This is a genomic window from Paenibacillus sp. FSL R7-0333 (assembly GCF_038000365.1).
In the GTDB taxonomy this organism is placed as follows: Bacteria; Bacillota; Bacilli; order Paenibacillales; family Paenibacillaceae; genus Paenibacillus_AQ; species Paenibacillus_AQ silagei.
On the sequence record NZ_JBBOBZ010000001.1, the window covers coordinates 2,870,663 to 2,894,872 of the forward strand.

Sequence of the window (24,210 nt, forward strand, 5' to 3'; positions counted from 1 at the left end):
AAAAACGGGGTTGTTTATGCTTCTGTTTTTGTTATATTGTACCGTCTATAATGGCAATTAGCGAGGACGAAATGCTGAAGAGGAGATGCTACAATGAGTCAATTTGAAGGTGCAAAGGTTCGGACAACCGTTCAACCAGATCATTCCGGTCATTCGGATCAGGGAGGCCACAGAGTGTACGTTCAGGATGAATTCTGGGACCGTTATATCCGGTTGGTGCAGGAGACAGTGATTCCTTATCAATATGAGGCGCTTCATGACCGCGTGGCCGGGGCTGAACCGAGCCATGCCATTGCCAATTTTGAAATCGCTGCCGGAAGAAGACAGGGTAAGTTCGGGGGCATGGTCTTCCAGGACAGCGATGTAGCCAAGTGGCTGGAGGCAACGGCTTATTCCCTCAGCATCCGGCGGGACCCGGAGCTGGAACGCCAGGCGGACGAGGTGATTGATCTGGTAGGAGAAGCACAGCAGGCCGACGGATACCTGAACACTTACTTCACTGTCAAGGAGCCGGGCAAGCGCTGGACAAATCTCCAGGATTGCCATGAACTGTATTGCGCCGGACATTTCATCGAAGCTGCAGTGGCTTATTATGAAGCGACAGGTAAGGACAAGCTGCTCAATATTATGCGCCGTATGGCCGATCATATCGACTCTGTCTTCGGACCGGAGGAAGGCAAGCTGAAGGGCTACGACGGTCATCAGGAGATTGAGCTGGCGCTGGTGAAGCTGTACCGGCTGACAGGGGAGGAGAAGTATCTGAAGCTCAGCCTCTTCTTCATTGACCAGCGCGGGCAGGAGCCGAACTTCCTGCGCCAGGAATGGGAGAGCCGGGGCAGGGTTACACATTGGGGCGGCCAGACGGATCATATCGATATGGCCTACAATCAGTCCCATATACCGGTCCGTGAGCAGACGGTAGCCGTAGGCCACTCTGTCCGTGCCGTCTATATGTATACTGCCATGGCCGACTTGGCCCGCCTGACCGGAGATGAAGCACTTCGCGAGGCGTGCCTGCGCCTGTGGAACAATATGACAGAGAGACAGATGTATATCACTGGCGGAATCGGCTCCACCCATCACGGCGAAGCATTCACCTTTGATTACGATCTGCCTAACGATACGGTCTATGCGGAGACCTGTGCTTCGATCGGGCTGATCTTTTTTGCCAGACGAATGCTGGAATTGACTCCAGATAGCCGTTATGCCGATGTGATGGAGCGTGCGCTCTATAATAATGTACTCGGCTCGATGGCGCAGGACGGCAAGCATTATTTCTACGTCAATCCGCTGGAGGTCTGGCCGCAGGCCTGCACCTGTAATCCCGGCAAACAGCATGTGAAGGCGCAGCGCCAGGGCTGGTTCGGCTGTGCCTGCTGCCCGCCGAATGTGGCGCGTCTGCTGACCTCATTGAATCAGTATATCTACACTAAACACAGCGATACGCTCTATACGAATCTGTATATCGGAAGTGAGCTTAGAACCCTACTTGGAGGAACAGAGGTGAAGGTCACTCAGTCCAGCAAGCTTCCATGGGAGGGCATAGTCACACTGAAGGTTGATCCTGCGGAAGCCGGGGTGTTCGGTATCGCCCTGCGTATTCCATCGTGGAGCGGAAAGGTCCGGATCAGCGTCAATGGCGGGCTCCTTCCAGCACTTGATGCTTTGGAGCAGGGCTATGCGGTAATCCGCAGGGAGTGGCAGCCCGGTGACATAGTGGAGCTGATGCTTCCAATGGAAGCACACCGTGTATACGCCCACCCGGAACTGCGGGCTAATGCCGGGAAGACGGCTATTCAGTACGGGCCGCTGGTCTATTGTCTGGAATCTGCGGATAACGGCGAGCCGCTAAGCTCAATATCTCTAAGCAAGGAGGGCAGGTTCAAGGAGGCTTACGATGAAGAGCTGCTTTGCGGAGCTGTAGTAATCCGGGCGGAGGGCTACAGGGTGGAGGAGCAGAGCTGGAGTGGCGGACTCTACGGCAGCACCAGGGCGGCAGTACAGCCGGTGGAAGTAACGGCAATTCCGTACTATCTGTGGGGCAACCGCGGCAGCGGAGAGATGAAGGTGTGGATACCGGAGTAATTCCGGGGCCGCCTGTCCATGAACGAACAACCCGGTTGTCCGCCTAAGCGGACAACCGGGTTGTTATGCTTTTATAGGAGTGATAGATAATTAGCCGAGAGTGACTACAACCTGATGAACAGCACCGTCGCCCACAGGAGCGATAATGTTGCCTTCCACGGCAGTGCCGTCGAGGGTCAGGCTGGCTACGCCTTTAGATACATGGTTCGGATTCTGGATCGAGATTACATAAGTGTCGCCACGGAAGACGCGGGTAATCTCGAAGCCGTCCCATTCTGCAGGGATACAAGGGTCAACCTTGAGCCCGGCAAAGTCTGCCTGAATCCCCAGGATGGACTGTGTAATCGCTACATAGTTCCATGCGGCTGTTCCTGTCAGCCAGGAGTTCTTCGCTTCGCCGTGACGTACAGCATCTTTACCGGCGATCATCTGAGAGTACACATAAGGCTCCATCCGGTGCACTTCGCTGATATCTTCCAGGTAAGCCGGAGCGATTTTTTTGTAGATATCAAAAGCTCTGTCGCCATGTCCAAGGACCGTCTCCGCAATCATGATCCAAGGGTTGTTATGGCAGAAGATCCCAGCATTCTCTTTGTAGCCCGGAGGGTACGTGGAGATTTCACCCAGGTTCAGATAGTACTTGGAATACGGAGGCTGCTGCAAAACGATACCATAGTCCGTATCCAGACGTTCCTGCACGGAAGTCAGGGCGCGGGCTGCTTCACCGTTCTCTACACCGATTCCGGCCATTACGCACATGCCTTGCGGCTCAATGAAGATCTGGCCTTCCTCGTTCTCCTTGCTGCCGATCTTGTCGCCATAGTGGTCATAAGCGCGCAGGAACCAGTCGCCGTCGAAGCCGTGGGACAACGTGATGGCACTCATGTTCTCGATCTTGGCAACAGCGTCAGCGGCTACATCATCCAGTCCGCGCATCCGGCAGATCTCGGCATAGTCCGGTCCAACGAAGACGAACAGACCTGCAATGAACACGGATTCCGCTACGCCGCCTGCGATATTCTCCGTAGTCTGGAACGATTCGCCCGGTTCGGTGGAGAAGCAGTTCAGGTTCAGACAGTCATTCCAGTCCGCGCGTCCGATCAGCGGCAGGCCGTGAGGCCCGAGGTTGTTCGTGACATGCTCGAAGCTCAGCTTCAGATGCTCGAACAGGGTTGCAGTGTGATCCGGATTGCTGTCAAAGGGAACCTGCTCATCAAGGATCGAATAATCGCCGGTCTCCTTAATATAGGCTGCTGTACCCGAGATCAGCCAGAGCGGATCATCATTGAAGCCGGAGCCGACTTCATTGTTGCCCTTCTTGGTTAGCGGCTGGTACTGGTGATACGCGCTGCCGTCAGGGAACTGGGTAGCGGCGATATCGAGAATACGTTCTCTGGCGCGCTCTGGAATCTGGTGGACGAAGCCGAGCAAGTCCTGGTTGGAATCGCGGAAGCCCATACCGCGGCCAATGCCGGATTCGAAGTAGGAAGCGGAACGGGACATGTTGAAGGTAACCATACACTGGTACGGATTCCAGATGTTCACCATCCGGTTCAGCTTGTCGTCCCCGCTCTTAATCTGGTATTTGGACAGCAGGTTATCCCAGTGTGCAGCCAGAACCTCCAGGGCGGCATCCACCTGGGCATCTGTAGCGAACTGATCAATAACAGCCTGAGCCGGTTTCTTGTTGATCACGTTCAGGGCTTCCCATTTCTCATCCTCAGGGTTCTCGATATAGCCGAGGACGAAGATGAAGCTCTGCGTTTCACCCGGCTCCAGCGTAATGTCGAGGGCGTGGGAGCCGATCGGCGACCAGCCGCTGGCGACAGAGTTAGTAGCTTCACCGGCAGCAACCGCCTGCGGAGCATCCAGGCCATTGTACATGCCTACGAAGGATTCGCGGTCCGTATCGAAGCCGGCAATTTCTTTATTTACAGAATAGAAGGCGTAGTGGTTTCTGCGCTCGCGGTATTCTGTTTTGTGATAAATGACGGAATCCTTCACTTCTACTTCGCCGGTGCTGAGGTTACGCTGGAAGTTGGTCATATCATCGTTGGCATTCCACAGGCAGAACTCGGCAAAAGAGAACAGCTTCACGGTCTTCTTCACATCGCCTGTGTTCTTAACAACCAGACGGTGGACTTCCGCATTATGGCCCATCGGTACAAAAGCAAGCTGATTCACGGAAATGCCGTTACGCTCGCCTGTAATAGAAGTGTAGCCCAGACCGTGGCGGCATTCGTAGAAGTCCAGGTCCCGCTTCACCGGCATCCAGCCCGGGGTCCAGAAGTCCCCGCCATCGTACAGGTAATAGTAGCGGCCGCCGGTATCCAGCGGAATATTGTTATACCGGTAACGGGTAAGTCTTCTCATCCGCGCATCGCGGTAGAAGGTATAGCCCCCGGCAGTATTAGAGATGAGGCCGAAAAACTGCTCGTTGCCGAGGTAGTTAATCCAAGGATAAGGTGTTTTGGGAGTGTTGATTACATACTCTTTACGGGTGTCGTCAAAAGTTCCGAATTTCATGAGAGACAAGTCTCCTTTCGATTGTGAACGCGCGTTTACTGAGTGGAGAAAAAAGTCCCTCGGGGCAAGGGATTTTTCTGAATCGGTCTGTATCAGTCTAAATCGGAGTAAAGCTCTACTTCTTCGGCGGCTGACAGGAATCCCGGGTAATCAGACGTGCCGGAAAACTGATGGTGCTGAAGGTAGGCTGCTGTGAATCACACAGCTCAATGACCTTCTCGACAGCGGCCTTGGACATTTCATAAATCGGCAGACGGACGGAGGTCAGCTTGGGATGAATCCGCGCAGCAAGCTGCACATCGTCGAACCCCGCAATGGAGATATCCTCCGGCACGGAAATGCCATGCTCCGAGAACGCTTCCATCGCCGAGATAGCCATATCGTCATTGGAAGAGAAGAAGGCTGTCGGCAGCGGGCCGCCGGAATCCAGCAGCTTCTTCACTTCCTGATAGGCGGTCTCCTTGAGAAAATCACCCGGAAGGACGAAGTCCTTCTGCAGGGCAAGTCCATGGCGCTTCAGCGTATTCTCGTAAGCCATGTAGCGCTCCCGCCCGGAATAAGTATTCATCCGTCCGCAGATCATGCCGATCTCCGTATGGCCGAGACCGATTAAGTACTCAATAGCTTCTACCGTACCTTCATAATCCTTGGAATTCACAATGGCGAGATGATTGCGGTCCAGATGCTCTGACATAATCTCTGAAATGTCATAATCGATCAGCACCAGTGGAGCGCTGAGACCGACCATTTCCCGTACAATCCCGATATCCTTCTGGGTGCCGACAATGATGCCGCCGTCAATCCGTTTCTGGAGGAAGGCCTGCTTGACCTTCAGGAAGTCGTCGGGAGAATAGACGGTGTGAATCAGAACATAACAGCCGCGGGCATTCGACGTATCTACCACAGCATCGACGAACGGGGCAAAGTAATTATTCTGATAGATCCGCGTCGCATTCTCCTTCTCGTTCATGCTGATGGCAAACAGCCCGATCGTGTCGGTCTTCTTGCCGGCCAGCGCCCGGGCGAAGCTGTTCGGCTCGTACTGATGCTGTTCAATCACCTTCAGCACCTTGGCCCGGGTCTCTTCAGGGACATTGGAATAGTTGTTGATCACACGGGATACGGTGCTTCGCGAAACCCCGGCTAGCTTGGCAATATCTTCGCTTCGCATAATGTACCCCCTCTAATGTAAACGCGCGTTTATGAGTTTATTGTAAAATAAACCGGGCTGGAGGTCAATCGTTTGCCGGAAGATTTTAGTTTGAAAGTTTTTGCCCGCGAGATGTATAAATTCTCATATTTATAGGAACATATGTTTGTTATAGTGTTTTTTATGAAGAATAAGTCTACTAAAGATGAGGAGATGCATTCCTATGCAACTGGGTTGTACGTATCTAGTCGTTCGGGATATGAAAGGTTCGATTACCTTTTACGAAGCATTATTAAATAGGAGAGCGGAATCCAGAAAGCCGGAGCGCTGGGTAGAATTCCACTGTGGGAATACCCTTGCCCTGTGGAATCCCGAATTTGATAAGGAACTGATAAGGAATAGCAGCGATGTGTCGGATCATTTCAATGAAGCCTATTTGAATTACAAGGAGGAGGGCGGGCTGCGGTATGGAAATAATGCAATCCTTAACTTCAACGTTACCGATTTGAATGCAGAGTACGAGAGAATAAAATCACTGAATATTGGTTCAGTCTCAGAGATTTTCTATATTAATGTTGTGCGTCCATATTACTGTTTCATGCTGGAAGATCCAGATGGTAATTTGATTGAAATCACGGGTAAGTATAGGGCTGAATAGGCTATTTACTTTGCATTCCTTACACAAACGTGCCAAACTTGTTATGATTAGGATATAGATCTTATATCATTTTGAATGGGGGATGTAAGCTGTGTATATGACAGGTTTTGGGTCCTTGCTCGCTGGAGGGTTCAGTATTTTTGCTCTTTTACTATGGTTGACTTGTCTGGGAATGGGGATATATTTATTTGTGCTGGTGGTGAAGCTTGCCCGTAGGGGAATCATTGCGCTGGATTTGTACAATCACTCCAAAAATCTGGAGATACGCGAACGTTACGAAGCGGCTCACCGGAGAGATGATTTCTGAATGATTGCATCTGATGGCAGGATTTATTATACTCCCAATAAGGAATATTCAAATTTGTTATAAATGGAGAGGAGTATGATCGAATGAAGAAGAAGATGACTGCTGCACTGACTGCATTTGCCGTACTTGGAGGAATGGGCACAGGTGTGTACGCCGGAGCCAACCTGCAGGAGATCAAGGCATATCTCAATCCAAGCATCAAATTCAAGATGAACGGCCAGCCCGTACAGCTTAAGAATGGCAGCGGTGCGGTGGTTGCCCCAATTTCCTATAAGGATACAACGTATCTGCCGGTCCGTTCCGTATCCGATCTGCTGGGAGTTACCGTTAAGTTCGATGCTGCAACCAACACCATATCTCTGGGAGAGCAGACAGCGGGCGTACCAATCGCTACAGGTTTTGATGACATGTATCACACCAAAGATCCGGGCAAGACGGTCTTCAAGGACAAGGATTACAAGGATGTCTTCTTCGATAACGCCAGTGGTGACCGCGGCACTTCATTCATGCTCCACCCGAACAAAAAATATCAGAAGCTTTATCTCCAGGTAGCCGCGATCGGCGGAGAGATTAAAGACTTCGCGGTACAAGACAGCGACACCAATACTGTGTTGAAGAAGCAGACCATTGACCCGGCCAGCGGGCTTACTACCATCGAAGTGGATATTGCCGGAGTAAGCAGCCTGTATGTCAACGGAGATGTGAAGGATGGAACCTCGGTCTTCGTTCCGCTTACGACATCGTATTTTAAATAAATTCTGAACTTATACATCATTCACGAATGACCCGGGAGCCTTGGCTTCCGGGCTTCTTTTTGTTTATTCGTTGTTTTGAGGAAAAAGAAAATGGGTACTATCCGGTAAGCCTGTGAATCTAACTGGCCATGTAACTTTCAATGAATTGACGAGGAGTGAGAAGATGTACACCAAAAAGCTAATAATGTCCTTATCCTTGACGTTGTCCCTATTGGCCCTCAGTGCCTGCGGTAATGCTGAGGATAAGCCGTCCACCGAATCGATGCAGACCACTGCACCGGCAACAGAGACTGTGCAGACTCCAGCGCCGACAACAGAGGCCGAACAGACTCCAGCACCAACGACAGAGCCTGAACAGACCCCTGAGGCGACGGCCGGAAGCAACGAGACGGCTGCTGGATCTGCGGACCTGCCGAAATATCTGCCGGAGGACTTCCCGATGCCGGAGAATGTAACAGAGACTATTCTTTCGAATGCGGAGGAGAATGAGGGTAAGAAGACGGCATTGCTGATTTTTAGAACAACGGATAGTATGGAATCGGTAACGAAGCTCTATGATGATTATCTAGCTTCCAAGCTGGGCGATCAGTCCGTGAAGACTATCGATCCCAAGAACCTGATTATTCAAGGCAACACTAAGGACGATAAGCAGAGCTGGTCAATCATTGGCGGTCCGCTTGCGTCCCAGGAGGGAACTGTGGAGGTTAACGTCATTTGGTCTGAAATTTAATACGGACAGCCAAGCTGCTGTACCCAGAGGAACATCCGTTGAGGCTCGATTCAGAGCGGCCAACGGATGTTTTTCGTGACTGAGCAAAAAGTGTCGAATTTTGTAATTAAGTAGTATACGTCAGGTGCGGCGGGGATATATAATTAATCTTGTGAACGAAAATTAGTCAGGCGGTGTTATGGTTTGTCGTGGGAACCTGTAGGATTTATGTTTTTCTCAACGATAGAGACGCTTGCGCTCTATTATCTGATTATGTCTCTCTATAGATTCAAGTGGAGATGGTACATCTGGCAGGCTTTATTTGTCATCTTGCTGAACAATCTGCAAAGCTATCTGTTACGCAACGAACTGGGCATGTCGAATGTTGCACCACTTGTTTTAATCTTGATTTTTATCTTCTTTTTCGCTGCGGTGGTGAGGATGCCGCTCATTCTATCCATCATCGCAACAATATCAGGATTTGCTATTTTTGCCGGGATTCAGACGCTGCTCACCCTGCTCATGTTCGGATCTATATCGAATATTGGTAGTACCGCGAACGGATATTTTCTGCAGGTAGCGACTGCGGCAGCGGTGTTCGGTATTTTTGGGCTTCTGTACCGCAAAGGCAAGGGCTTCACGTTCGACTTGGATAAACTCCGCTTTAAGATAGAAGATATCCTGCTGTCTCTGCTGATTTTCGGCTTCGTAATAGGGATTTCAGTGCTACTCTACTATAATGATATTCTGCTAAATGCCTTGATTTTCCTGGTGATGACTGTATTCCTTCTATATTATTCCACCCGGAGGGAGCGGGAAGATGCTTGAATTCATGTCCGGCAAGCTGGCATTTACGATTAAAAATATCGTACCTGAGCACCCGGCATCCTACGCTGTCCTGAAATTTGCTATTAGCGTAGTGCTTAATGTGGTGTTTATTATTGGGCTGACGCTGGTAGTATCCCTTTTGACAGGCAGGACAAGTGAAGCTCTGCAGATTCTGATCTCCTTTGCCGTATTACGTCAGGTGTCGGGCGGGGTCCATCTAAAGTCTGGTATAGCCTGTGTCTTGTTTACGGTAAGCTTGTTCACAGTACTGTCCTTCGTGGAGCTTAGCTCCTTCTACGTTATGTTATTGAATGCAGCGAGTCTGTTAATAGTTCTGTGGCTGGCGCCCATTGGGATTGAACGACAGACCCGGATTCCGAGGCGGCACTGGCCTAAGCTGAGAATCGTGGCGTTACTGCTGGTAGCTGCCAATATCGTTATAGGCTCATCTGTTATCGCAGCCAGCTTTTTGGCACAATCCATCAGTCTGATTATAGCTAGAAGGGAGGTGAACATCTGACAATGAGAGCTTTGCAGCGCAAAGTAGTGTATAAGCTTGCTTCTGGTTTGTCCGCCTTGGCTGCCCTTATCGTGTTGGTTACAGCAAGTGTATTATACATTAATCAACCGGAGGTTCCTGAAGAGTTACTTAAATAACATTGGAGTTGATCCCTTTGAGCACGATATCTGTTACTAGAGACACAGAGGGAAACACTGGTGTATTCTCACTCGATATTGCAAAAATAACGTTTATGGAATTTGAACGGACTATCTATCGGATCATTGTCCATACGTACGATCAGACCTTTTATACAGTAGGTACGCTGAAATATTGGCTTAATACCCTGGCCAGTTCAGGATATCATTTCGTTCTAGCAGATAGAAACACGTTAATTCAGGTTTCTAATATTATCCAGCTGGATAAGACGTTTCATATTGCTTATTTTGGGGAAGACCACAGAGGAGTCGAGCAAAAGTGTTTTCTGTCAGAGAAGGGCTATAAAGAAATTCTCAAATACGTAAAAACATCCGCATCGGATATTCAAGTAGTGGAGCTGCCCCAGTGGTAGCTTATTTTTTTGGAGGTTTGTATATAAAATAAGGCTGACCCAGCGCAGTTCATTTTGTAGCGCCCGGGTCAGCCTGTATTCATGTCAGCTTAATCTGTAGCTAATCTGGAATACATACACAGATCAATGAATGTTCCTTTGGACCGCTCACTCTGTCTCAATATTCCTTCCAGCGAAAAGTTTAATTTCTGCAGTACCTTAATAGAATTGATATTAGCAGGCTCGACCTTTGCTTCAATTCTATTGAAGCCCAGTGTATCGAACGCATAATCAATTAGTGCGCGAAGGGCTTCAGGCACATATCCTTTTCCCCAGCACTCGCGGCTAAGGTCATAACCGATCTCTGTTTTGGCATTGTCATAGTCCAGCGCATTGAAACCACAGGAGCCGATAATCCGGCCGGATTCTGCTTCCGTGATGGAATAGCGGATCGCCTGATTCTCGGTGGCTAACTTACCCAGCAGCTCAATCATTTCCACGGCCTGACTCTCATCCGTGAAGCTGCTGATATTCATGAACCGGGTGACTTCAGGATCGGACCAGATCGGGAACAGGCTGGCTGAATCGGCGGTGCTCATTTGTCGTAACACTAATCTCTCAGTACGTAATTCAGTAATCATCAATAAGTTACCTCCATTAAATATATCTGGTATTGGTGAGGTACAACTATTGATATCTGCGCATAGTTCAGTCCTTTCCGTGTGTAAGCTGTCTCTATTATATAGAATGTAAGGGAGGAAGTTAAGATCGATTCAGGACCGTTTCAACAAATCTTCATAAAGAAGGGCACTTTGCTTGGTGGCGATCTCAGGTTTTGATAAATAACTGGTCTGCGACCATGCAAAAAAGAGGCTTACGTCAGTCCTGTCAGGGATGCAACTGTTTCGTATTCCTCCTAACAAGGTAAACTTTAGATAAAAACATCTGGAGGGTATTATGAGAAAAACGTTACTGGTAGTATTGTTCTTGTTCGTATTGACAGCTTGTGGGGATTCCAAAGACGGGGTAACCACTAAAGACTTAGCCATCCAAAAGGTGAACGATCATAAAGCCGTTGTTGAGTATGGAATGAGCCGTGCAGAAGCGGAAGAGGTATTGGGTAAGGGGGAGGATAAGGATATTGCGAATTCAGTCATGTATAGCTCTGGCGTGAGGATTATGTACCGGGAGGATAAAGTGGCAGGGATTACTCTGGCAGAGGAATCGAAAGATACATATGAAACCACTGGCGGTTTTAAAATTGGCATGTCTAAGGATGACTTCAAACAAATCTATGGCGATCAATATCTGAAGGAGATGGAGCGCAACCTGGATTATGCTTACGATGCCACCAACAAGCGATATTTGCAGGAGAAAGAGTGGGTGGCGAAAGCGGAAGATGACACGAAAATATATGTGATTTCAGCCATGTTCAACGGTAAGGGTGAAGCAGACGCCGTCGTATTGGTGGATAAGCGAATGGCGATCACGTTAAGGTAAAAGGGGGAGGGCTGACGATCAAGCATGTGCTAGTATGTTTCTTTGAGTCTTGGGGACAGAATAGCAGTATATGGGGCCCCAAAGGCTGGCTTTTTCTACAACGAGTAGTTCTGCCATGATATAATCAATGTATATGATTGGAGTGATAATCGTGGAACTACTCGACGCACGGAATGACTTTATCTTCAAGAAAATTTTCGGCAGTGAGAATAACAAGGATGTCCTGCTGGCCTTCCTCAACAGTACCTTTATGGAGGCAGGCGAACCCCCGCTGACAGAGATTGTATTAATGAATCCGTACACTGATAAGGATGCTCCAGCGGATAAACAGTCTATTCTGGACATCAAGGCCAAGACGGCTGAGGGCAAACGGATCAACATCGAAATGCAGCTGTTCAATCCATACAATATGGAGAAGCGGACACTGTTCTACTGGAGCGAGATGTATTACCACCAAATTCAAAAAGGCGACGATTACAGTCAATTGAAGAAGTGTGTGACGATTAATATACTGAACTATTCCTGTCTTCCTAATGACCGCCATCATAATGTGTTTCATCTTCGGGAAGATCACACCGGAATTCAGTTGAACAACGATCTGGAGATTCATGTGATGGAATTAACAAAGCTTGAGGAGCAGGCCGTTCCATTAACTGGTGGTCTGATCAACTGGCTGTTATTCCTGAAGGGTGTTGAACAACCAAATTGGGAGGTGCTGACCATGAATGAACCGATGTTGAAAAAAGCAATGGATACGCTGGAGTTCCTGAGTCAGGATGCCGCTACACGTATGGAATATGATGCGCGGATGAAGTATTTGCGGGATGAGGCGTCACGAATGAACGGTGCTAAGGCTGAGGGGCGAGCTGAGGGACGAGCTGAGGGTATTGCTGAGGGGCGAGCAGAGGGACGAGCAGAAGGTGAGCGAAAAAAGGCAGAGACAATGGTGCGTGAACTTCTTGCTCTTGGAGTGGAAACCTCAATTATTGTTAGAGCCTCAGGCCTCTCAGAGCAAGAAGTTTTAAGCTTGAAATCACAAATGGGTAGACACTGACCATGAATGAACCGATGAGAAAAAAGAGAAACTGCTAGAAAGCTCTTGGCAATGGGGCAATGGAATTCAAAATTTAAAACTGCTGCAATGATAACAACGAAAAACGAAGCCGATCATATGATCGGCTTCGTTTCTTTAAGGCTTTCCATTTATAGGACGGATGGGGTTCGAACCCATGACCCCTACCCTGTCAAGATAGTGCTCTCCCGCTGAGCTACCGTCCTGCAACGAAATTTATAATAACACAGGACGTGAGGGAATGGCAAGAGATTTTTTAATACGCATAGATGATACCGTTAAGCACGACCCTGTCACACCGCCGCAGTGACAAAAACCAACGACACCCAATCCATACAATACTACAATAATGGCAGTTGCAAGGAAGTTCCTTAACCAACATAAAAGGTGGAATTCTATCATGATCGTAACATTGCATGAAGCGGAGTGCCCTGGGGTGAGTCTCAAGTATGTAGTGATTTTTATGAAGCAAGGGAACGATTGGGTACTGGTGCGGCACCGTGAGCGGTCTACATGGGAATTTGCCGGCGGGCATATTGAGGCGGGCGAGAGTCCCGGGGAAGCTGCGGTAAGAGAGTTGTATGAAGAGACAGGCGCTGAAGAATACGAGCTGCATCCGTTATGCATCTATTCTGTCAGAAGTAGTGAACTGGCAGAGAGCTACGGGATGTTGTATTATGCAGATGTCAAAAGGTTCGGAAATTTGCCCCCGTACGAAATGGCGGAGCTTCGAAGCTTCAGCGAGCTGCCGCAGGCGGTGACATACCCGGGGATTTACCCCACGCTATATGCGAGAGTATGTGAACATGTGAAGTACCTGTGAATCAATTGTAATGCGGAAAGGAGGCCCAGCTCATGAGTTACGAGATTACAAGGTTTAGGCGTCTTGGCGACTACCTGAGATCACGCCGGGAACGTCTGCAGCCTGAAGCTGTAGGGATCAAGGAAACGAACAGTCAGCGCAGAACACCAGGGCTGCGTCGGGAGGAGGTTGCGGTTCTGGCTGGTCTCAGCAGCACCTATTATACTTGGCTGGAGCAAGGCAGGGAGGTTACCGCCTCCAGAGAGGTCATGGAGAGTCTCAGTCAGGCGCTGCGGTTGTCGGCAGATGAGCGCAAGCATCTGTTCGAGCTATGGAATCCGGGCTTGCCGGATACACTTGCTTCTATAGATACAGCCAGTCCGGAGCTGAATCCGCAGTGGCGGGATATTATCCGCCAATTGACTTATCCGTCTTTTATTACGAATGAGCGGTCTGAGGTACTGGCCTGGAATGATAAAGCGAGTGAAGTGCTAAGTGATTTCGGCAGTCTGCATACTTCAGAGCGCATTATGATGCGTCTTCTGTTCCTGGATCTGGAGCTGCGCCGCCGGATGCTGAATTGGGAGGAGTTCGCTCTCTATTCAGTAGGGGTGTACAGAACCTATTATGACATGAACCTGCACGATCCCTGGTACAAGGAAATGGTCGATCAGCTCTTGGAGGACAGTGCGGATTTCGCTGAGATGTGGAAGCAGCACAATATACTGGGCAAAAAGGTTAACCGTGTGGTCATAGAGAGTCTTGGTACCAGTCAGCCTGTAGTCTACGATATCAATTCGATGGCGAATCTGGCGGATCACCCGGGTCTGCATATTTGTATCTATACCCCTGTCATAACGTAGTAGAGGATCACCTGAAGGCGCATATCTTACTGGTCTGCTGCTCCCTGGTAATGATCTTACTAGCATGAACGTACTGTGGCTGCTCCACGGCAGGACGGTTAAAATAAGGTCATGTTCATAAGATCTATTACAGGGACAAGAGGAGGCAACCATATGCACACAAGAACACTTGGGAACGAAGGGCTGATCGTATCGGCTCTGGGACTCGGAACGATGATGATGCCGGATAATGAAGAGTCTGTACGAACCATTCATGGCGCGCTTGATTTGGGCGTAACTCTGCTGGACACAGCGGATATCTATGGAGCCTTCGAGCAGCAGCGCTTCGGCGGCAATGAACGGCTTCTCGGGCGGGCGCTTAAGGGCCGGAGAGATCGGGCTGTGATTGCGACCAAATTCGGCATTACGCATACTCAGGGACCCAAGGGAGACCCGGCCTATATCAAAAAATCCGTAGATGCCAGCCTCTATCAACTCGGCACAGATTATATCGATCTGTACTATCAGCACCGTCCCGATCCGAACATCCCTATTGAGGAAACCGCCGGCACCCTGGCTGACCTCGTCAAGGAAGGGAAGATCCGCTATATCGGCTTATCCGAGGCTTCGCCTGAACTGATCCGCCGGGCACATGCGGTGCATCCGTTGACCGCCCTGCAGACAGAGTATTCGCTCTGGAGCCGGGAGGTGGAGGATGAGATTCTGCCGCTGGTCAAGGAGCTGGGCATCGGCTTCGTTCCTTATAGCCCGCTGGGCCGCGGTTTTCTGACTGGACAGATCAAGAGCTTCGAGGATCTGCCGGAGGATGATTACCGCCGCCATTACCCGCGGTTCCAGGGAGAGAACTTCATCCGGAACCTGGAGGTCGTCTCGCTGATCGGGCAGATGGCAGCCGAGAAGGGCTGCGCCCCGGCACAGCTTGCGCTGGCCTGGCTTCTTGCACAAGGGGAGCAGATCGTGCCGATTCCCGGCACCAAGCGGCTGGAGCGGGTACAAGAGAACCTCGGAGCGCTTCAGGTTACATTGACGGCAGAGGATCTCGCCCGGATTGAACGGATATCCCCGCAAGGTATTGCAGCCGGAGCACGTTACCCCGGCCAGAACTAAGTTATCACACAGAGCGGACAGCCGCTGTGTATTCATCAATATTAAGCCCCTGGAGCGTTCCTGCTTTCGCCGCTTGCTCTCGTGAGCGGTATGAGAGGCAGGACGCTTTTGTCTTTCATCCGCTCTATTTCCTCCTCTATGCGCTCTACATCTATCCGCTCAAACAGTAATTCAAGCTCCGATATAGGCTGCTCTGCAAGGACGGATACCGGATGCCATACAGGCTGTTCTATGGACAGGAAGCCTCTAATCTTCTCGCAGGAGAAGGGGAGGAACGGGTTCAGCAGGTTAGACAGATTGGCAATAATCTGAACACAGGTGTACAGCGTGTTAGCCCCGGCCGCAGGATCATGCTTGATCTGGAGCCATGGCTGCTGCTGATCGAAATACTTGTTGGCCTGGCGGATATGCGAGAAGATGAACTCCAGGGCTTCCTTGAAATGTCCGGCTTCAATTAACCTTCCTGCCTCCTTATACAGCTGCTCCAGACTGCTAACCCATGCTTCGTCCAAGACTCCATCTGGAACTCTGCCCTTCCAGAACTTATTCACGAATACGAGGCTGCGGTTGACGAAATTGCCGAATGCGCCCAGCAGCTCGCTGTTATGGCTGTAGATGAACTCTCTCCAGGAGAAGTCGGCATCCCGTTTCTCGGGGCCGTTCGCAGTCAGGAAATAACGGACCGAGTCAGGGTCATACCGGCTGAGAATATCCGGCACCCAGACCGCCCAGTTGCGGCTGGTGGAGAATTTCTGTCCTTCCAGGGTCAGATACTCCGAAGAGAAGATCCGGTCCGGCAGATGCAGCTCCTCAGCTCCCAGCAGGATGGCGGGCCAGATCAGGCTGTGAAAAGGAATATTGTCCTTCCCGTGCACATAGTAAGCGGTTATAGGCGGCTGTCCATCGTTATCCTGCCCGGATGGTACGGACCAGAACTCCTCCCAGCGGCCTCCGGTCTGCTCCGCCCACTGTTTGCTGGCAGACAGATAGCCGCTAACGGCTTCGATCCAGACATAGATTTTTTTGTCTGCGAAGCCGTCAACAGGAACATCCACGCCCCAGTCCAGATCGCGTGTTGCTGCGCGGTCCTGCAGGCCTTCCTGCAGATATCTGCGGGTTAGACGGACGGCATTGTCTCTCCAGCCCTGCGCGGAATCAGCATATTCTGTGAGTGCTTGCTGGAAGCTGGACAGCGACAGATAGTAATGCTGAGTAGAGCGCAGCACAGGCGTAGAGCCGCAGAGGGCACAGGTGCGCTCCAACAGATCCACCGGATCGAGAATCGTTGAACAGTAATCGCATTGGTCCCCCCGGGCCTGCTGTCCGCAGACCGGGCAGAGGCCATTGACATAACGGTCCGGCAAGAAGCGCTGGTCCTGCTCACAATAGCACTGGAGACCGGGTTTTTGGTACAGATATCCGTGATCCAGCAGCTTAAGGAACAGCTCCTGCACCGTACTATGGTGATGGGCCTGATCGGTCCGGGTATACAAGTCATAGGTGAAGCCTAAGGCACGGAAGCAATCGGCGAACTCCTCATGATACCTGCTGGCGAATTCACCCGGCGATACACCCTCCTGCGCCGCCTGTACAGCAACGGGGGTACCGTGACAGTCACTGCCGGATACATAGAGCACAGCATCACCTTTAGCACGGTGGTAGCGGGCCAGAATATCTCCCGGAAGAATGCTGGCGAGTCTGCCCAGATGCAGGGAGCCGTTGGCATAAGGCCAAGCCCCTCCAATAAAAATGTTAGTCATATTTCTCTCCTCCTTAAATTATGTGGACGCAAAAAAAGGCACTCATCCCCTAAAGGGACGAGAGCCTGTGCTCACGTGTTACCACCCAAATTCATCAATGCCTCGCGGCATCCACCTCTTCAGGTACGTCCGCAGATTAAAGCGGGTATACCCTAGCATGGTAACGGATGCGGGTTCCGGCGCAGCCTACGACCCGTTCATGCCGGGGTTCGGTGCGCAGCTCTGAGACCATATTCCCGAGGGTTTTCTTTGCTCCTTTTCACCATCCGGAGCTCTCTGTGGAAGAATTGCCAGGGTACTCTTTCTCTTCGCAGCTATTGTGGTTATCCTAATTACTGGATATCATATACGCAGGCCGGGAGATTTGTCAACACCGTAAGTCTATTTGCAATCCACTGCACTCCTGTGCGACAGTAGAGAGTAAGGGCTAACGGGAAGCAGAGGAGTGCCTCATCCGTGGCCTGGAAGTGAAGCGACACAGTGATCAAAAGGAGATTGAGACTATTGCAGGAAAACAAACAGGAGAAAAAAAGCTCGGGCGCATGGGGGTGGCTGGGGAGTGGGGCAGTACTGCTGCTGCTTAAGGGAAAAGCCATTATCTCTCTGCTTAAGCTGGGTAAAATCGCAGGTCCGCTGATCTCCATGATGGTATCCATCTGGGCTTATGCCCTGATCTCGCCATGGCAATTCGCGGTGGGCTTCGTTGCCTTAATGTTCGTTCATGAGATCGGCCATGTGATCGCTGCCAAGCGGATTGGGTTGCCGGTGAGCGCGCCGCTGTTTATTCCGTTTATGGGTGCACTCATTACGATGAAGCGGCAGCCGCTGGATGCCAGACAGGAAGCTTATGTCGCTTTTGGCGGCCCTATACTCGGGAGTATTGGTGCGGTTGTAGTATTCGGAGCGGCTTATTATTATCATAGTCCTTTGTTATACTCGCTGGCATACGTCGGGTTCTTGCTTAACTTGATTAATCTGCTGCCGATCCATCCGCTGGATGGGGGGCGAATTGCCACGGCGGTAACACGCTGGTTATGGCTGGTAGGGCTCGTTGGCGGCCTGGCTGTAATTATTTATCTGAAATCCATCCTGTTCTCCATCATCTGGGTAATGTTCGCTTATGATATGTATAAGAAGTACATCAGCCGGCGGACGAAGAATCAGATGCATACTGTGCTCAAAAGCTTCCTGATCCCCATCGGGGATCTGCAGGAGCAAGGATATCTGATCCCCGGCCCCGAGCATAAGCGGGAGCTGCCGTTCACCACCTACAGTGATTTGAACCGCCAGCAGTTTGTCGGCGTACGCTGGGATAACCTGGATTACTATGGAACGACGACCATGCCGGTGCAGTCGCTGATCGGAAAAGTCAAAGTCGTGCAGCTCGATCAGCTGTATGTGGATGCCAGCCTGCAGATGAAGATGACCTGTGAGATCAGCTTCACGGTATATGACAATGACAAGTACTATGAAGTACCGGCTGCTACCCGCTGGAGATATGGGGCCGCGTATTTTGTCCTTGCCGGAGTTCTTGGGGGTATGATGTATCTTGTCCATGTAGTTGGCAATGTAAATCTGTAAAGCTTCGTTTATGAACCTCCCGATTCGTCAAAGCTGTTAAGAGCCGAGAAGGATGAGGAGGTTAACAACAATGCGGTTGGCAAGAGTGTGTCTCTTATGGATTGGAGCATGTCTCCTTCTGGGAATCGCCGGATGTACGGCAGGTAAGCAGGTTCCTGAATATACGGATGTTCACAGGATGACCGGACTGGACGGGAGTCTGAATTCACGGGATAGCCTGACCTCGCCGGTTCTGCGGGATGTGTATGACCGCTCGATTCCCGAGGAGGTCTATGAGACTCCGTAAATAAGGTGGTCGGAGGTTCCCTGTCCAAGGGCCTTGCCCTGAAGCTCTCAGGCTCTATACAGGATATTAATAATTCTGTATAATGCTCCATATTGATTGGAGCTATAGAGAGGAGCCAGGGAGATGGCAGTGGAAATCGTACATGTTACTACAGAGGAGCAGCTTCAAATGGCGCTGGAGATCCGCAAGAAGGTGTTTGTGGAAGAACAGAAGGTGCCGGTAGAAGAGGAGATCGATGAATATGATGCCATTAGTGAGCATGTGCATCATTTCCTGCTCATGGAGGGCGGGCAGCCGGCTGCAACCGGCCGGCTGATCTATTATAAAGCGGACACTGCCAAGATGCAGCGGATTGCCGTTCAGGAGGCCTTCCGCGCTAAGGGATGCGGACGTATTCTGCTGCTGGCTATGGAAGAGCGGGCACGTGAGCTGGGTCTGCAGGCTTCCATTCTGGATGCCCAGTGTCAAGCAGAACCATTTTACAGCAAGCTCGGGTATGAAGTAATCTCCAAGGAGCCCTTCTATGATGCAGGGATTCTACATGTAAGAATGAGTAAAGCCCTGTAATCTGCCGGATACATACTCTTTCGCGGCTATGGACAAGCTAGAATCGGGCCAGGGTAGCTGGCTAATTCTAGTGCGAAGGAGACGATCCTAAGTGATGAATCAAGAACGGGAAGGCTTTATTGCCGCTAAACGTAACGGTGACGGGGACCTGACCGGGTTCCAGACCTCCTCCGGACGCGTGCTGGATTATCAGCAGGCACTTCAGGAGGTTCAGTCCGGCAGCATCGCAGGGGTCAATGTATTTAAGGGCAAAGACGGCGAAATGTATATCCGCGGCGATGCAGATGGAGATCCTACGAACAATCTGGATCAGCTTCCGCAATTTTAGCCGGGCATAGATAACAGGGGGAACGGCCGGACAGGCGTCTTACAGGCGCTGAAGTCCGGCCGTTTCTATGTGCTAAGGGGGACTCCGGCTTCTCTGAAAATACTTCGTTTAGGGTCTGCTGTACATGCCGAAACCGGTTGCTGAAGGGCTTGTTTTTCTTTTCTTCTGCAAAAAGAAATAAATCCCTGAATTCTGCGCAACTTGTCGAAGTCTTAGCAGTATACATTAACAGCATGAATTATTTGGAGGGGCTTTACAATGAGATGGAGAAAAATTGCTCTGTGCACGGTTGTGTTTTTCATGATGGGAAGCTCCTATTTGTTCGCGGACGCTGTGAACCAGAAGATCAAAGTATGGAGCAATGGAAAGGAAATAGCCGACGGCGGCTATTTGATTGACGGCAAGACCTATATTCCCGCCAGGGAGGCCGGAGGTGTCGTCAGCTGGGACGGCTCAGGCAGAGTGACGATCCTCAAGCCGAATGTTCATATCGTCCTGTTCAAAGGCGACACGGTATTCGGCAATGTCAACACAGGCAAGCTGAAGATGAAGATTCTGACGCAGGTGGACAGCCTGAAGGACAGCATCGCTGCCGTGAAGGTGGCAATCACCGATCCTGCCGGGAATGTGAAGGATATTCTCGAGGATGCCGTCGGCTCCAAGAATGAGGATTTCTGGTTCTCCACACCGGAGTTCACCTATGATTTCAAGGAACCGGGCAAATATAGCGTAGGCTTCTTCATGAAGGCGTCGAAGAACGGAGATTACGTTCTTGTATCCGAGAAGGTAGTTACGGCTTCATCCAAAAATTAAGTCCCTCCTGCAAATTGACCTGTCCTTATCTTACGTGTTACGATACCAAATGTAGGATAATTCAATTAAAGTGAGGTATTACAATGAGCGATCACAAACATGAGCATGGCCATGAACATGGTGAAGCATGCGGTTGCGGACATGATCACGACCATGAGCACGAGGAGTTTGTGCTGACCTTGACGAACGAGCAGGGCGAAGATGTAGAAATGGTACTGGTAGAAACGTTCGACGTAGGCGAGAAGTTGTACGCCCTGCTGCTTGAGCGCGAGAATCCGGAAGCAGACGGAATCATCCTTCGTATGGAAGAAGAAGACGAGGAAATGGTTCTGTACAACATTGAAGATGAAGCTGAATGGAAAGCTGTTGAAGAAGCTTATAACGAGCTGCTTGCCCAGCAAGAATAGATTTCAGGCATTCATGCAAAACCCCGATACTCTATACGTATCGGGGTTTTGCATGTCGCACTGCTATAGGACAAGCCTTAGGAGATCGGCTCTGCTTCGACGATTACTTTTATATTGGTAATGCTGCGGTCCTCGGGTCCTTTGACAGGCAATCCGATTTCTACATGGTCAATGATATAGTCGATATTATCCTGGGTAATAACTTCTCCAGGGAGAAGAATAGGAATTCCCGGCGGATAGACGTAGATGAATTCTGCAATGATGTAGCCGGCAGACTCCCGGAAGGGAATCAGCTGCGTATCCGCATAGAAGGCATCTCTCGGGATTAGGGCCAGCTGCGGAATATTCGGCACCTGTACCTTAAGCTCATAGATCTCACCCTTGCTGTAATGGATCGCTGAGAGCACCTGCAGCGCCGCAAGCAGCTTATCTACAGATTCCTTAGTATCTCCAGGGGTAATCAGGCAAAGAATATTATACATGTCGCTGAGTTCAACTTCGATGTTATACTTCTGCCGGAGCCAGTTCTCGGTCTCGTAACCGGTAATACCCAGATGCCGTACATGAATGTTCAGCTTCGTCGGATCATGATTGAAGGTGGCTTCTGTTCCGAGAATTTCTTTGCCGAAGCTGTACAGCCCCTCGATCTCGTTGATCGAATTGCGGGCATAATTGGACAAGGCGATGGTTCTCGCCGCCATCTCATGGCCGTTCAGGGCAAGGTTGCGTCTGGAGGTATCCAGAGAGGCAAGCAGAATATATGAGGTTGAAGTGGTGGTCAGCATGCTGAGAATGGTCTGTACCCGCTGTGGGTTGACAAGACCCGTCTTGGCATTGAGGTTCAGTACCGAGCTCTGCGTCATGGAGCCGCCCAGCTTATGCACACTGGTTGCTGCCATATCTGCACCGGCCTGCATGGCCGATACCGGTAAGTCCTCATGAAAATGAATCAGTACTCCATGTGCCTCGTCCACAAGTACGGGAACCCCGTAACTGTGGGCCAGGTCGACAATCGAACGGAGGTCGGCGCATACGCCGAAATACGTCGGATTGATAACGAGGACACCCTTGGCATCCGGATGGCGCCTTAAAGCCCGTTCCAGCGAGCTGGTGGTTATGCCGTGGTCTATCCCAAGATTCTCATCCTGTACAGGAGAGACGAAAATAGGCTTGGCTCCGGAGAAAATAATGGCCGACATTACCGATTTGTGAATATTGCGCGGCACAATAATTTTGTCTCCTTCTGAGCAGACAGAGAGGATCATAGTCATGATGGCATTGCTCGTGCCTTGTACACTGAAATACGTGTAATCGGCGCCGAAAGCCTCTGCAGCCAGCTTCTGAGCTTCAAGAATAACCCCGGTGGGCTGATGAAGATCATCAAGCGGTGCAATATTGATCAAATCTATGGATAGAGCGTTATCGCCGATAAACTCACGGAATTCGGCATCGGTCCCTAGCCCCTTCTTATGTCCCGGAATATGGAATTGAACTGGATTTCCGGCGGCATGCTTTTTGAGAGCAGTGAAGAGGGGAGTAGCTTGTTGATTCATTTAATGCTGTCACAACCTTTCGCGAAGAGTGGTTTTTTGATTTCGCTGAAGCAAAAGGCGCCCCCGGAGGGACAGAATACCTATTTCTACTTGAGCAAGCATCAGTATAACAAATCAATCAACATAATACTAGGATGTGATGAAATGTCTGGCAAAGCAGCGGAACGTATGCATATCAGTTTAGCCTCACCGTTCATATTAAAAATGTGGATCATTATTTTCCTGGTCGAATTCGTCAAAGGATCGCTGCTGGTAGCTCTGCTGCCGGTCTATATGGAGAATATTCTGGGCCTCTCCGTAACGGTGGTCGGGTTCGCCTTCGCGCTGCAGTATCTCGGGGATAACCTGTTCCGCAGTCCGTTCGGCTGGGTCATGGAGCGGATCGGCTACCGCTGGACGATGACAGGAGCGCTGCTGCTGCTGCTGGTGGCAGTCGGGCTGATTATCTATGCCAAAGATGCCGTAAGCTTGTCCCTCGCCTGTCTGATTCTGGGTATCGGCACCTCGCCGCTGTGGCCTTGTACGATGACTGGTATCACCGAGCTGGCAGGCTCTACCCGGAGCGGCAGCAGCGGCGCAGCCATGGGGGCGGTGGAGATGGCCTCACTGGCCGGAACCGGCGTCGGTCCGATTATCGTCAACTTCATGATGGATCATGGCGGACAGGGCTACCGGACGGTCTTCCTGGTGCTGATGGGCTTCGCTGCTGCTGTTGTAGCCGTGGCGCTGTTCCTGCCCTCGAAGATCGGCGGTCATGCGCCGCGCGTTGTCCGAGAGATATCGGCGGAGGGGCCACCGGTGCCGCGTAAGCCAGTAAGGCCCCTGGAGAGTCTGAAGCGGACCTGGCAGCAGGTCACCTCCTCCCTGAAGGTAAGCCGCCTGCTGTTCCCGGCATTGTTCCTGCAGGCTTTTGCGATCGGGCTTATGACCCCGGTGGTCACCTTGTTCGCACGTTCGGAGCTGCATGTCACCCCCAACCAGTTCAGCCTGTTGCTGATTGCCGGGGGAGGGATTACCGTGCTAACCCTTATACCCGCCGGGAAGCTGGTCGATAAGGTCGGCACCTCCATCTTCCTTAATATCGGCTTCCTGCTGGCAGCCTGCTCCATGGCTTTCTTCTCACAGGTCCGCTGGCTGCCGCTGGCCTTCGTGGCGGTGGCGCTGGTCGGGATCAGCTATGCGCTGATTCTCCCGGCGTGGAACGCCTTCCTGGCCAAGCAGGTGCCGGAGGGCGAGCGCGGGACCGTCTGGGGACTTTTCCTGACGCTGCAGGGCTCAGGGATGGTTGCCGGTCCGGTGGTGTCAGGCAAGCTGTGGGATACGGTCAGCCACGGTGCCCCTTTTCTGGCCAGCGCGGGAGTAATGGTTGTGTTATTCGGCCTGCATCTGCTGATCGTCCACCGGACGAAGCTGAAGCACGGCAGGGCGCACTGAGTAGAGCGGACACAGGGGGGGAGTAAGCCGGTGTGGAAATGCAATAAGCCGTAGACTGCCTGAAAAGGAG

Annotated in this window: 26 protein-coding genes and 1 tRNA gene; 21 read left to right on the forward strand and 6 right to left on the reverse strand. The window is 50.9% G+C overall.

The features are described from left to right. The first annotated feature begins 93 nt into the window (after nt 1–93). Complete coding sequence (locus MKY86_RS11730) at nt 94–2,085, forward strand: beta-L-arabinofuranosidase domain-containing protein (RefSeq protein WP_083684343.1); 1,992 nt, start codon at nt 94–96, stop codon at nt 2,083–2,085. 90 nt (nt 2,086–2,175) lie between these two features. On the opposite strand, the gene MKY86_RS11735 is transcribed toward MKY86_RS11730, so the two are convergent. Together MKY86_RS11735 and MKY86_RS11740 are read right to left on the reverse strand one after the other, a co-directional pair. Then, entirely contained in the window at nt 2,176–4,611 is a 2,436-nt protein-coding gene (locus MKY86_RS11735; protein ID WP_076074213.1) for a GH36-type glycosyl hydrolase domain-containing protein, read from the reverse strand. Between the two features lie 115 nt (nt 4,612–4,726). After that, nucleotides 4,727–5,782 carry a LacI family DNA-binding transcriptional regulator gene (locus MKY86_RS11740; RefSeq protein WP_076074216.1) on the reverse strand — a complete coding sequence of 352 codons (1,056 nt, stop codon included), beginning with the start codon at nt 5,780–5,782 and terminating at the stop codon, nt 4,727–4,729. A 202-nt stretch (nt 5,783–5,984) separates the two neighbouring features. On the opposite strand from MKY86_RS11740, the gene MKY86_RS11745 reads away from it, so the two are divergent. The 8 genes from MKY86_RS11745 to MKY86_RS11775 all read left to right on the forward strand — a co-directional run bounded on the left by MKY86_RS11745 (nt 5,985) and on the right by MKY86_RS11775 (nt 10,088). After that, on the forward strand, nt 5,985–6,419 hold the full coding sequence (locus tag MKY86_RS11745; protein WP_076074219.1) for a VOC family protein: 435 nt from the start codon (nt 5,985–5,987) through the stop codon (nt 6,417–6,419). A 172-nt stretch (nt 6,420–6,591) separates the two neighbouring features. Beyond that, nucleotides 6,592–6,726, forward strand: coding sequence for a hypothetical protein (locus tag MKY86_RS11750; RefSeq protein WP_340826917.1), 135 nt, complete (start codon nt 6,592–6,594; stop codon nt 6,724–6,726). An 83-nt stretch (nt 6,727–6,809) separates the two neighbouring features. Next, the gene (locus tag MKY86_RS11755) at nt 6,810–7,481 is read left to right on the forward strand and encodes a stalk domain-containing protein (protein WP_076074222.1); all 672 of its coding nucleotides are present in this window, start codon (nt 6,810–6,812) and stop codon (nt 7,479–7,481) included. A 163-nt stretch (nt 7,482–7,644) separates the two neighbouring features. Further along, complete coding sequence (locus MKY86_RS11760) at nt 7,645–8,211, forward strand: hypothetical protein (RefSeq protein WP_076074224.1); 567 nt, start codon at nt 7,645–7,647, stop codon at nt 8,209–8,211. A 183-nt stretch (nt 8,212–8,394) separates the two neighbouring features. Next, a complete protein-coding gene (locus MKY86_RS11765) occupies nt 8,395–9,018 on the forward strand; it encodes a hypothetical protein (protein ID WP_155991628.1) in 624 nt (207 codons plus the stop codon). Further along, nucleotides 9,011–9,538, forward strand: coding sequence for an accessory gene regulator ArgB-like protein (locus tag MKY86_RS11770; protein ID WP_076074227.1), 528 nt, complete (start codon nt 9,011–9,013; stop codon nt 9,536–9,538). The genes MKY86_RS11765 and MKY86_RS11770 overlap by 8 nt, the downstream gene beginning before the upstream one ends. Before the next feature lie 2 nt (nt 9,539–9,540). After that, on the forward strand, nt 9,541–9,675 hold the full coding sequence (locus MKY86_RS34145; RefSeq protein WP_081751311.1) for a cyclic lactone autoinducer peptide: 135 nt from the start codon (nt 9,541–9,543) through the stop codon (nt 9,673–9,675). A 17-nt stretch (nt 9,676–9,692) separates the two neighbouring features. Then, entirely contained in the window at nt 9,693–10,088 is a 396-nt protein-coding gene (locus MKY86_RS11775) for a LytTR family transcriptional regulator DNA-binding domain-containing protein (RefSeq protein WP_143803506.1), read from the forward strand. 89 nt (nt 10,089–10,177) lie between these two features. Here MKY86_RS11775 and MKY86_RS11780 read toward each other — a convergent pair whose 3' ends face one another. After that, nucleotides 10,178–10,708 carry a GNAT family N-acetyltransferase gene (locus MKY86_RS11780; protein ID WP_076074232.1) on the reverse strand — a complete coding sequence of 177 codons (531 nt, stop codon included), beginning with the start codon at nt 10,706–10,708 and terminating at the stop codon, nt 10,178–10,180. A 316-nt stretch (nt 10,709–11,024) separates the two neighbouring features. Here MKY86_RS11780 and MKY86_RS11785 point away from each other — a divergent pair, with 316 nt between their 5' ends. Together MKY86_RS11785 and MKY86_RS11790 are read left to right on the forward strand one after the other, a co-directional pair. After that, on the forward strand, nt 11,025–11,567 hold the full coding sequence (locus MKY86_RS11785; RefSeq protein WP_076074234.1) for a hypothetical protein: 543 nt from the start codon (nt 11,025–11,027) through the stop codon (nt 11,565–11,567). Nucleotides 11,568–11,700: 133 nt separating this feature from the next. Then, entirely contained in the window at nt 11,701–12,621 is a 921-nt protein-coding gene (locus MKY86_RS11790) for an Rpn family recombination-promoting nuclease/putative transposase (RefSeq protein ID WP_340827799.1), read from the forward strand. A 152-nt stretch (nt 12,622–12,773) separates the two neighbouring features. Here MKY86_RS11790 and MKY86_RS11795 read toward each other — a convergent pair. Next, nucleotides 12,774–12,845 (reverse strand) — tRNA-Val (locus tag MKY86_RS11795). Between the two features lie 194 nt (nt 12,846–13,039). Between MKY86_RS11795 and MKY86_RS11800 the strand changes: the two genes are divergently transcribed. From MKY86_RS11800 to MKY86_RS11810, 3 genes are all read left to right on the forward strand, one after another. Beyond that, a complete protein-coding gene (locus tag MKY86_RS11800; RefSeq protein WP_076074237.1) occupies nt 13,040–13,462 on the forward strand; it encodes an NUDIX hydrolase in 423 nt (140 codons plus the stop codon). A gap of 32 nt (nt 13,463–13,494) precedes the next feature. Continuing rightward, on the forward strand, nt 13,495–14,304 hold the full coding sequence (locus tag MKY86_RS11805; protein WP_076074240.1) for a helix-turn-helix transcriptional regulator: 810 nt from the start codon (nt 13,495–13,497) through the stop codon (nt 14,302–14,304). Nucleotides 14,305–14,457: 153 nt separating this feature from the next. Next, nucleotides 14,458–15,411: an aldo/keto reductase gene (locus MKY86_RS11810; protein ID WP_076074242.1), complete on the forward strand. Its 954-nt coding sequence runs from the start codon at nt 14,458–14,460 to the stop codon at nt 15,409–15,411. A 41-nt stretch (nt 15,412–15,452) separates the two neighbouring features. Here MKY86_RS11810 and metG read toward each other — a convergent pair whose 3' ends face one another. Then, entirely contained in the window at nt 15,453–17,171 is a 1,719-nt protein-coding gene (gene metG / locus MKY86_RS11815) for a methionine--tRNA ligase (protein ID WP_076074245.1), read from the reverse strand. 504 nt (nt 17,172–17,675) lie between these two features. Between metG and MKY86_RS11820 the strand changes: the two genes are divergently transcribed. The 6 genes from MKY86_RS11820 to MKY86_RS11845 all read left to right on the forward strand — a co-directional run bounded on the left by MKY86_RS11820 (nt 17,676) and on the right by MKY86_RS11845 (nt 21,153). Then, nucleotides 17,676–18,752, forward strand: coding sequence for a site-2 protease family protein (locus MKY86_RS11820; RefSeq protein WP_076074247.1), 1,077 nt, complete (start codon nt 17,676–17,678; stop codon nt 18,750–18,752). A gap of 70 nt (nt 18,753–18,822) precedes the next feature. Next, nucleotides 18,823–19,038: a hypothetical protein gene (locus tag MKY86_RS11825; protein ID WP_076074250.1), complete on the forward strand. Its 216-nt coding sequence runs from the start codon at nt 18,823–18,825 to the stop codon at nt 19,036–19,038. Nucleotides 19,039–19,161: 123 nt separating this feature from the next. Then, nucleotides 19,162–19,605 carry a GNAT family N-acetyltransferase gene (locus MKY86_RS11830; RefSeq protein WP_076074267.1) on the forward strand — a complete coding sequence of 148 codons (444 nt, stop codon included), beginning with the start codon at nt 19,162–19,164 and terminating at the stop codon, nt 19,603–19,605. 91 nt (nt 19,606–19,696) lie between these two features. Continuing rightward, nucleotides 19,697–19,933, forward strand: a complete 237-nt coding sequence (locus tag MKY86_RS11835; RefSeq protein ID WP_076074270.1) for a DUF3892 domain-containing protein — start codon at nt 19,697–19,699, stop codon at nt 19,931–19,933. A gap of 258 nt (nt 19,934–20,191) precedes the next feature. Further along, nucleotides 20,192–20,746, forward strand: coding sequence for a copper amine oxidase (locus tag MKY86_RS11840; RefSeq protein WP_076074272.1), 555 nt, complete (start codon nt 20,192–20,194; stop codon nt 20,744–20,746). A gap of 83 nt (nt 20,747–20,829) precedes the next feature. Continuing rightward, nucleotides 20,830–21,153, forward strand: a complete 324-nt coding sequence (locus tag MKY86_RS11845; protein WP_019911532.1) for a DUF1292 domain-containing protein — start codon at nt 20,830–20,832, stop codon at nt 21,151–21,153. Nucleotides 21,154–21,230: 77 nt separating this feature from the next. Here MKY86_RS11845 and MKY86_RS11850 read toward each other — a convergent pair whose 3' ends face one another. Next, nucleotides 21,231–22,706, reverse strand: a complete 1,476-nt coding sequence (locus MKY86_RS11850; RefSeq protein WP_036729506.1) for an aminotransferase class I/II-fold pyridoxal phosphate-dependent enzyme — start codon at nt 22,704–22,706, stop codon at nt 21,231–21,233. Between the two features lie 144 nt (nt 22,707–22,850). Here MKY86_RS11850 and MKY86_RS11855 point away from each other — a divergent pair, with 144 nt between their 5' ends. After that, nucleotides 22,851–24,140: an MFS transporter gene (locus MKY86_RS11855; RefSeq protein ID WP_076074274.1), complete on the forward strand. Its 1,290-nt coding sequence runs from the start codon at nt 22,851–22,853 to the stop codon at nt 24,138–24,140. Nucleotides 24,141–24,210: the final 70 nt, after the last annotated feature.